Annotated in this window: 8 protein-coding genes and 1 pseudogene; 6 read left to right on the forward strand and 3 right to left on the reverse strand. The window is 69.0% G+C overall.

What is annotated here, in order from left to right:
• Positions 1 to 94, forward strand: a 94-nt coding sequence (locus ACKOQ4_RS17305) for a formate dehydrogenase accessory sulfurtransferase FdhD (RefSeq protein WP_526293830.1), incomplete at its 5' end; no start/stop codon positions are given.
• Positions 95 to 162: 68 nt separating this feature from the next.
• On the opposite strand, the gene fdhD is transcribed toward ACKOQ4_RS17305, so the two are convergent.
• The 3 genes from fdhD to ACKOQ4_RS17320 are packed head-to-tail and all read right to left on the reverse strand — an operon-like array spanning position 163 to position 3781.
• Complete coding sequence (gene fdhD, locus ACKOQ4_RS17310; protein ID WP_526293823.1) at positions 163 to 987, reverse strand: formate dehydrogenase accessory sulfurtransferase FdhD; 825 nt, start codon at positions 985 to 987, stop codon at positions 163 to 165.
• Positions 975 to 3245 (reverse strand): FdhF/YdeP family oxidoreductase, encoded by a 2271-nt coding sequence (locus tag ACKOQ4_RS17315; RefSeq protein WP_526293824.1) that lies wholly within the window; start codon positions 3243 to 3245, stop codon positions 975 to 977. The genes fdhD and ACKOQ4_RS17315 overlap by 13 nt, the downstream gene beginning before the upstream one ends.
• A 29-nt stretch (positions 3246 to 3274) precedes the next feature.
• Positions 3275 to 3781: a nitroreductase family deazaflavin-dependent oxidoreductase gene (locus ACKOQ4_RS17320; protein WP_526293825.1), complete on the reverse strand. Its 507-nt coding sequence runs from the start codon at positions 3779 to 3781 to the stop codon at positions 3275 to 3277.
• Positions 3782 to 3961: 180 nt separating this feature from the next.
• On the opposite strand from ACKOQ4_RS17320, the gene ACKOQ4_RS17325 reads away from it, so the two are divergent.
• The 5 genes and pseudogenes from ACKOQ4_RS17325 (at position 3962) to ACKOQ4_RS17345 (ending at position 8909) form a co-directional block, all read left to right on the forward strand.
• Positions 3962 to 5959 carry a 2-oxoacid:acceptor oxidoreductase subunit alpha gene (locus ACKOQ4_RS17325; RefSeq protein ID WP_526293826.1) on the forward strand — a complete coding sequence of 666 codons (1998 nt, stop codon included), beginning with the start codon at positions 3962 to 3964 and terminating at the stop codon, positions 5957 to 5959.
• Entirely contained in the window at positions 5956 to 7023 is a 1068-nt protein-coding gene (locus ACKOQ4_RS17330; RefSeq protein WP_526293827.1) for a thiamine pyrophosphate-dependent enzyme, read from the forward strand. The genes ACKOQ4_RS17325 and ACKOQ4_RS17330 overlap by 4 nt, the downstream gene beginning before the upstream one ends.
• Positions 7024 to 7026: 3 nt before the next feature.
• Positions 7027 to 7614: a molybdenum cofactor guanylyltransferase gene (mobA, locus tag ACKOQ4_RS17335; protein ID WP_526293828.1), complete on the forward strand. Its 588-nt coding sequence runs from the start codon at positions 7027 to 7029 to the stop codon at positions 7612 to 7614.
• Between the two features lie 580 nt (positions 7615 to 8194).
• A pseudogene (locus ACKOQ4_RS17340) lies at positions 8195 to 8428 on the forward strand (transglycosylase family protein); the annotation flags it as partial.
• Positions 8429 to 8552: 124 nt separating this feature from the next.
• Positions 8553 to 8909 carry a hypothetical protein gene (locus ACKOQ4_RS17345; protein WP_526293829.1) on the forward strand — a complete coding sequence of 119 codons (357 nt, stop codon included), beginning with the start codon at positions 8553 to 8555 and terminating at the stop codon, positions 8907 to 8909.
• Positions 8910 to 9023 lie beyond the last annotated feature (114 nt).

Here is a 9023-nt window from a genome sequence, read left to right on the forward strand (position 1 = left end):
GGTGGATCTGGCCGCCGAGTCGGGGCTGACCCTGGTGGCGTTCCTGCGCGGGGACTCGATGAACGTCTACACCCGCCCCGACCGCATCACCTGATCCGGCGAGCAGACACAAACTCGCACAAAACCCCGGCCTGCCGTGCGAGTTTGCGTCTGCTCGCCGGATCAGGTGATGCGGTCGGGGCGGGTGTAGACGTTCATCGAGTCCCCGCGCAGGAACGCCACCAGGGTCAGCCCCGACTCGGCGGCCAGATCCACCGCCAGCGAGGACGGCGCTGAGACCGCCGCGATCACCGGCACACCGGCCATCACCGCCTTCTGCGTCAGCTCGAAGGAGGCCCGGCCGCTGACGAGCAGGACCGTCCCGGCCAGCGGGATGCGGCCGGACTCCAGCGCCCAGCCGATCACCTTGTCGACCGCGTTATGCCGGCCGATGTCTTCGCGGACCACCTGTAGCGTGCCGTCGGGTCCGAACAGTGCCGCGCCGTGCAGGCCGCCGGTGGTGGCGAATACCTTTTGGGCAGAGCGCAATCGGTCCGGAAGCGCCGTGAGGATCGCGGCGCTTACGGTCGTCGGGTCATCGCCGGGGGAGTGCCGGCTGGACAGCCGGACCGCCTCCAGGGATGCCTTGCCGCAGGTTCCGCACGATGAGGTGCTGTAGAAGTTGCGGGTGACGTCGAGGTCGGGTAGCTCCACGCCCGGGGTGAGGGCGACGTCGAGCACGTTGTAGGTGTTCAGGCCGTCTTCGTCTCCGGCGCCCGCGCAGTACCGCACCGTGGCGATGTCGTCGCGGCCGGTGATCAGTCCTTCGGTGAGCAGGAAACCCTGCGCCAGTTCGAAATCCGAGCCGGGCGTCCGCATGGTGACGGTGACGGCCGATCCGTTGAGGCGGATCTCCAGCGGTTCCTCGACCACCAGGGTGTCGGCCCGCTCGGTGGCGGTATCCCCGGAGAGGTGGCTGACCCGCCGCCGGGCGGTCACCCGGCCCATCGGGCCGCTTCGAGTTTGATGACGACCGCCTTGGAGACCGGGGTGTTCGACTTCGCGGCGACGTGGTCCAGCGGAACCAGCGGGTTGGTCTCCGGGTAGTAGGCGGCGGCGTTGCCGGCCGGGGTGGGGTAGGGCACGACGACGAAGTCCCTGGCCCGGCGCTCCTGCACGTCCGTTCCGGCGCCGAACTCCGAGACCAGGTCGACGTGCTGGCCCCCGGCCAGGCCGAGGGCGGCGATGTCGTCGGGGTTGACGAACACCACCCGGCGGCCGCCGTGGACCCCGCGGTAGCGGTCGTCGAGGCCGTAGATCGTGGTGTTGTACTGGTCGTGGCTGCGCAGGGTCTGCAGCACCAGCCGCCCCGGCGGAACGGGAACCCACTGCAGCGGGTAGGTGGCGAAGTTGGCTCTGCCCGTCTCGGTAGGGAATTCGCGCGCGTCCCGCGGCGGGTGCGGCAGCTGGAAGCCGTCCGGCTCGCGCACCCGGCGGTTGTAGTCCGCGCAGCCGGGCACCACCGCGGCGATCTCGTCGCGGATGCTGTCGTAGTCGGCGGCGAAGCGCTCCCACGGCACCGGATGGCCCGGACCGAGCAGGCGGCGGGCCAGGCCGCAGATGATCGCGACCTCGCTGCGCACCTCGGGTCCGGGCGGCGGCAGGCTGCCGCGCGACAGGTGCACCATCGACATCGAGTCCTCCACCGAGACCACCTGCCTACGGCCGTCACGCAGGTCGCGGTCGGTGCGGCCAAGGGTGGGCAGGATCAGCGCGGTGCGACCGCAGGCCAGATGGCTGCGGTTGAGCTTGGTCGACACCTGCACCGTCAGCGCGCAGTTGCCCAACGCGGCCTCGGTCACCTCGGTGTCCGGTGTGGCCGAGGCGAAGTTCCCGCCCATGCCTATGAACACCGCGGCCCGGCCGTCGCGCATCGCGCGGATCGCGTTGACGGTGTCGTGGCCGTGCCGGCGCGGCACCGTGATGCCGAAGCGCGAATCCAGTGCCGTCAGAAATGATTCCGGCGCCTTCTCCCAGATTCCCATGGTCCGGTCGCCCTGCACGTTGGAGTGCCCGCGCACCGGGCACACCCCCGCACCGGGCTTGCCGATCATGCCGCGCAGCAGCAGCACGTTGGTGATCTCACCGATGGTGGCCACCGCGTGGGTGTGCTGGGTCAGGCCCATCGCCCAGCAGACTACGGTGCGCCGGGACGCGGCCAGCATGTGCGCGACGCGATCCAGTTGCGCGCGGGCGACACCGGTGGCCCCGGTCACCGTGTCGAGGTCGACAGCACGGGCCAGGGCTGCGTATTCGTCGTAACCATGGCAGTGGGCGTCGATGAACTCCCGGTCGACCACGCTGCCCGGAGCCCGGTCGTCGGCCTCCAGCAGCAGCCTGACCAGGCCGCGGAAGAGCGCCATGTCGCCGCCGAGGCGGATCTGGACGAACTCGTCGGCGATCGGCGTCCCGCGGCCCAGGACGCCGCGGACGGTCTGCGGGTCGTTGAACCGGATCAGGCCGGCCTCGGGCAGCGGATTCACCGCGACGATGCGCGCGCCGTTGGCTTTCGCCTGCTCCAGCACCGACAGCATGCGGGGATGGTTGGTGCCCGGGTTCTGGCCGGCGATCACGATCAGGTCGGCGTGGGCGATGTCCTCCACGGTCACCGATCCCTTGCCGACGCCGATCGACTCGGTCAGCGCCGTGCCGGAGGACTCGTGGCACATGTTGGAGCAGTCCGGCAGGTTGTTGGTGCCGAAGCTGCGGACCATCAACTGGTAGAGGAACGCGGCCTCGTTGCTGGTGCGCCCGGAGGTGTAGAACACCGCCTCGTCGGGACTTGCCAGGGCGTGCAGGTGCTCGGCGATCACCGAGTAGGCCGCCTCCCAGCCGATCGGGCGGTAGTGGGTGTCGCCCTCGCGCAGCACCATCGGGTGGGTCAGCCGGCCCTGCTGGGACAGCCAGTACTCCGGCCGCGCCGCCAGGTCCGACACCGGGTGGCGGGCGAAGAACTCCGGGGTGACCACCCGCCGGGTAGCCTCCTCGGCGACGGCCTTGGCGCCGTTCTCGCAGAATTCCAACCGTTTTCGCCCGCCCGGCGGCTCGGGCCAGGCGCAGCCCGGGCAGTCGAAGCCGTCGCGCTGGTTGACACCGCCCAGCGTGGTGACGGTGCGCACCGCACCCATCTGGGCCAGGCTGCGCCTCAGCGCGACCAGGACGGCGGGCACACCTGCGGCCGACGTCTTAGGTGGGCCGATCCGCATGCGTCCAATCTAGGCCCGCGAGAAGCAATCTAGGCTCGTGACAGCGCGAACAGCCGCAGTTCACGGGTGGTGCGGGTGCGGTAGGCGCGGTACATCGGGTAGGCGAGGAACTTCTGCAGGGCACGGTCGCGCTCGCCTCCGCTGAGCAGTTCGGCCGTCACCGGGATCTCGGTGCCGGCGATCGCCACCGTCGCCGCGGGCTGGGCCAGCAGGTTCGACGACCACGCCGGGTGCTGCGTCTGGCCGAAGTTGCTGGCCAGCACCAGCAGCCGATCGCCGTCACGCAGGTAGTTCAACGCCGTCGACCGCGGCAGCCCGGACTTGCGTCCGGTGGTGGTCAGCAGCAGAGGAGGCAGTGCGGTCGGGCCGAAGAGGGCGTACTTCCCCCGGGTCGCCGCGAGCACGCGGCGGTCCAGCGGGACCAGCATCCGCAGGAACCGGGACCCGGCGCGTGAGGAGGCGAACCGGAACGCGGGGGCGAACAGCGGCGACATCTGCTCGGACCCCCAGTGCGGTTCGGGGAAGGGCTCGGGCACCAGACCATCCTCGCCGAGGGGCGGAGCTGCGGGTCCGATTTCTTAGGATTCGGTGACGGCCGAACTCCCGCCGCGGCTGCCTCCGGAGGGGGTCTGCTGCACTGAGCTGTGGCTTTGACGGGTGTCCAGCGGCGCGTCGCGAACGGGGGGTGCTGTGACTTACCTGAGAAAAGTGCAATAATGGCGGTCACTGAGCAGGTTTTCGTCGTACCCCGACCGAGAGGCGGCGACGTGGGTCCAAGCAGCAATGGCGCTGCGCACGACAGACAGAAGATCGAGAAGGTCGTCATCAGATTCGCCGGCGACTCCGGCGACGGCATGCAACTGACCGGGGACCGGTTCACCTCCGAGGCCGCCCTGTTCGGCAATGACCTTGCGACACAACCGAATTACCCCGCCGAGATCCGTGCTCCGCAGGGCACCCTGCCCGGCGTCTCGTCCTTCCAGATCCAGATCGCCGACTTCGACATCCTCACCGCGGGCGACCGCCCCGACGTCCTGGTGGCGATGAACCCGGCGGCGCTGAAGGCCAACCTGGCCGACCTGCCGCGGGGCGGCACCGTGATCGCCAACTCTGACGAGTTCACCAAGCGCAACCTGGCCAAGGTCGGTTACCTGACCGACCCCCTGCACAGCGGCGAGTTGTCCGACTACGTCGTGCACGACGTGCCGATGACCACGCTGACGCTGGGCGCGGTGGAGCCCAGCGGGGTGTCGAAGAAGGACGGCGAGCGGGCCAAGAACATGTTCGCCCTGGGCCTGCTGTCCTGGATATACGGCCGGCCGGTGGAACACAGCGAGGCCGTCATTCAGGAGAAGTTCGCCCGCAAGCCGGAGATCGCCCAGGCCAACGTGCTGGCGCTGCGGGCCGGCTGGAACTACGGCGAGACCACCGAGGCCTTCGCCACCACCTACGAGGTCGCCCCGGCCAGGCTCCCCGCGGGGGAGTACCGGCAGATCTCGGGCAACACCGCGCTGGCCTACGGAATCGTCGCCGCCGGGCAACTGGCCGGCGTGCAGGTGGTGCTCGGCAGCTACCCGATCACCCCGGCGTCGGACATCCTGCACGAGCTGTCCAAGCACAAGAACTTCGACGTGCTGACCTTCCAGGCCGAGGACGAGATCGCCGGGATCGGGGCGGCCCTGGGCGCCTCCTACGGCGGTGCGCTGGGGGTCACCAGCACCTCCGGGCCCGGCATGGCGCTGAAGTCGGAGTTCATCGGGCTGGCCGTGATGACCGAACTGCCACTGCTGATCATCGACGTCCAGCGCGGCGGACCCTCCACCGGTCTGCCCACCAAGACCGAGCAGGCCGACCTGCTGCAGGCCATGTACGGCCGCAACGGCGAGTCCCCGGTGGCGGTGCTGGCGCCGTGCTCGCCGTCGGACTGCTTCGACACCGCCATGGAGGCCACCCGGATCGCGCTGACCTACCGCACGCCGGTGATCCTGCTCTCCGACGGTGCGATCGCTAACGGATCCGAGCCCTGGCGGATTCCCGCCGTCGAATCCTTTGAACCGATCGACACCGGATTCGTCGCTGCGGGAACGGATTTCGCTCCTTACGCGCGCGACCCGCAGACCCTGGCCCGCCAGATAGCGGTGCCCGGGACCGAGGGGCTGGAGCACCGCATCGGCGGGTTGGAGAAGGCCAACGGATCCGGTGACATCTCCTACCACGGCGCCAACCACGACCAGATGGTCCGGCTTCGGCAGGCCAAGATCGACGGGATCGCGGTGCCGGACCTGGCGGTAGATGACCCGACCGGTGACGCCGAACTGCTGATGCTGGGATGGGGCAGCTCGTTCGGACCGATCGGCGAGGCCTGCCGGCGCGCCCGGCGGCGCGGGGTGAACGTCGCCCACGCCCAACTGCGCCACCTCAACCCGCTTCCGGCCAACATCGGCGAGGTGCTGCGCCACTACCCGAAGGTGGTGCTTCCCGAGATGAACCTCGGACAGCTGGCGCTGCTGCTGCGGGGCCGGTTCCTGGTGGACGTGCAGTCGGTCACGAAGGTGGCTGGCATGGCGTTCCGGGCCGATGAGGTCGAAGCGGTCATCGACGCGGCCCTGGACGGGACGCTGGGTGAAATCGAAACGGACAAGGCCAAATTCGCCAGGCTCACCGCGGTGACGGTGACCGAGGCGGCCGGAGTCGGAGCGGGGGCGGGCGCATGACCATCGGAGCCGACCTGGGCTTGAGCCCGTCGAAGACGGCGGGAGTTCCCGCCGCTGCTGGCCCGCAGAAGCCGAAGGACTTCACCAGCGACCAGGAAGTTCGCTGGTGCCCCGGCTGCGGCGACTACGTCATCCTCAACACCATCCGGAACTTTCTGCCGGAGTTGGGATTACGACGCGAGAACATCGCCTTCGTCAGCGGCATCGGTTGCTCCAGCCGGTTCCCGTACTACTTGGAGACCTACGGCTTCCACTCCATCCACGGCCGCGCCCCGACCATCGCCACCGGCCTGGCCCTGGCCCGACCTGACCTGTCGGTGTGGGTGGTCACCGGCGACGGCGACGCGCTGTCCATCGGCGGCAACCACCTCATCCACGCGCTGCGCCGCAACATGAACATCACCATCCTGCTGTTCAACAACCGGATCTACGGGCTCACCAAGGGCCAGTACTCGCCGACCTCGGAGGTCGGCAAGATCACCAAGTCCACCCCGATGGGCTCGCTGGACCAGCCGTTCAACCCGGTGTCGGTGGCGCTGGGGGCCGAGGCCACCTTCGTCGGCCGGGCGATGGACTCCGACCGCAAGGGCCTCTCGGAGGTGCTGCGGGCCGCCGCGGCCCACCGGGGGGCTGCACTGGTGGAGATCCTGCAGGACTGCCCGATCTTCAACGACGGATCCTTCGACGTGCTGCGCAAGGAGGGAGCCGAGGAACGTGTCATCGCCGTGCGCCACGGCGAGCCCATCGTCTTCGGGGCCGACGGCGAATACTGCGTGGTGCAGAGCGGATTCGGGCTGGAGGTCGCCAAGACCGCCGACGTCGCGGCCGAGCAGATCGTCGTGCACGACGCCCACGCCGACAACCCCGCCTACGCCTTCGCCCTGTCCCGGCTCAGCGACCAGAACCTCGAGCATGCCGTGATGGGCATCTTCCGGCAGGTGAACCGCCGCGCCTACGACGACGCCGCCCGCGAGCAGGTCGCCTCGGCCCGGGAGGCCAAGCCGCACGACCCGGCCGCCCTGCAGGCGCTGCTGCGCGGACGTGACACCTGGACGGTGGACTAGCCGGTGCCCGGCGCCGAGCCGCTGGCGGGTGTGGTGCTGGCCGGCGGCCAGTCGCGGCGGATGGGCCGGGACAAGGCCACGATGCCCCACCCGACTGCCGGGGTCTCCATGGTCGAGCACACCGTCGCGGTGCTGGCGGCGCGCTGTGACCCGCTGTTCGTGGTCGCCGCGCCCGGGCAGGAGTTGCCGCCGCTGGACGCGCGGATCCTGCGCGACGAGGTGCGCGGGGAGGGTCCGCTGGTGGCGACGGGCCGGGGTCTGCGCGCAGCTTGGGAGGCCGGCGTGCACCGCGCCTTCGTCAGCGCCGTCGACATGCCGCACCTGTCCGCCGACCTCATCGACCGGCTGGCCGGGCATTGCGACGGGCATTGCGACGGGCATTGCGACGCCGACGTGGTGCTGGCCTCGGACGGCCGGGACCACTACCTGGCGGCCGTCTACCGAACGGCACTGGCGGACCGGATCGACGACCTGGTCACGGCGGGGCGGCGCAGCATGCGCGCGCTGGCCGACGCGGTGGTGTGCGAGCGGGTGGCGATGCCGTCCGAGATGGTCCTGACCAATCTCAACGAGCCCTCGGACCTGCGGTGATACCACCACCGCGGGACGGTTGGGACGAATGGGGCAGGGGTGGCCCTGCCCTGAAACAATTGTTATTAATGTGACTAATGTTATTCGAGTGAATTACATTGCTGTGCGGCCGTTCACAAATCAAGTGTGATTCGTATCACACCAGCCTATGGCGGAGCGCCGTGTGGATTAACGACAACTCGCCGCTCTGACCTGCGTCAGGTCCGGGAAAATCACCGTTGTGATCGCTCCGTTATCTGAAAGAAATGGCCGTGTCATTCACGTGCATTGCCCCTCGGGGCTGCGTACCGTCCTAGACGGCCCGTGAAAAGGCCGAAACCAATTCCAGATTACGAACCCTGCGTGTGAGCGGGGCCGGGAGCCGTATCGGCTTCTCCCCGGCCGTCGCTGTCGTGCCAGACCGAGACGGCATGACCTCAACCGCGTTCCAGGGACCTGGTACGTGGATTTGGCGCATGCTCGGCGAAAGGAAAGTTTGTTGAAGAATCTCCGCAATACGCTGGGAACGGCCCTGAAGGTGGCCTCGGTTGCCGGCGCGCTGGCCGTGGCCCCGTTTGCTCTGGGCACCGGCACCGCTAACGCCGACAGCGTCAACTGGGACGCGATCGCGCAGTGCGAGTCCAGTGGCAACTGGGCGATCAACACCGGCAACGGCTACTACGGCGGTCTGCAGTTCAGCCCGTCGACGTGGTCGTCCAACGGTGGCAGCGGTATGCCGCATCAGGCTTCGCGCGAGGAGCAGATCCGGGTCGCGGAGAACGTTCTTCGCACCCAGGGCATCGGCGCCTGGCCGAGCTGTGGCGGGCTGGGGTAAAGCCCGCCCGCCCACACGTTCGCACGGAGTGGCGGCGGACAAATACGGCGCCGCATGAGTTCGCTCCACAGGTATTCGGGCGACGGGCACTGCGGGGCCCGACTTCGTGTCTAGGCTTGCGAGCATGGCCCGGGACGACCTCGAAGGCAGGGTGACCTCCCTGGAGTCGGCGGTGAGCGATATCGACCGCCGGCTGCGGTCGACGCAGCAGGAGGCCGCAGCGGCCCGGGTCCTCGCCGGCGCGGCCGACCGCGATGTCGCCGAGCTCAGAGCCGAAATTCGCGACTTCCGCCAGGCGACGGTGGGCAGCTTCAACTCGCTGCGGGAGGATTTCGTCGACCTGCGCGCGCGGGTCGAAAGCGGGTTCGACCAGGTGGACCGTGGATTCGCCGAGATGCGCGGCAAGTTCGACGCCACGGCGACCGGTCAGCAGCGGATCGTCGAGCTCATCGAAACCCTGATCGACAAGCGCAACCGCTAGCTCAGCCCTCACCAACTCCTCATAAAGAAGAGGCGTCTCTTCTGTAACAACCGCCCCGGACGCTGCGAAACACATCACAACCGCGGCGGTTACCGGAAGGGGCACCATGAACAC

Origin of the sequence: Mycobacterium sp. (genome assembly GCF_046095365.1) — a bacterium.
Taxonomy (GTDB): Bacteria; Actinomycetota; Actinomycetes; order Mycobacteriales; family Mycobacteriaceae; genus Mycobacterium.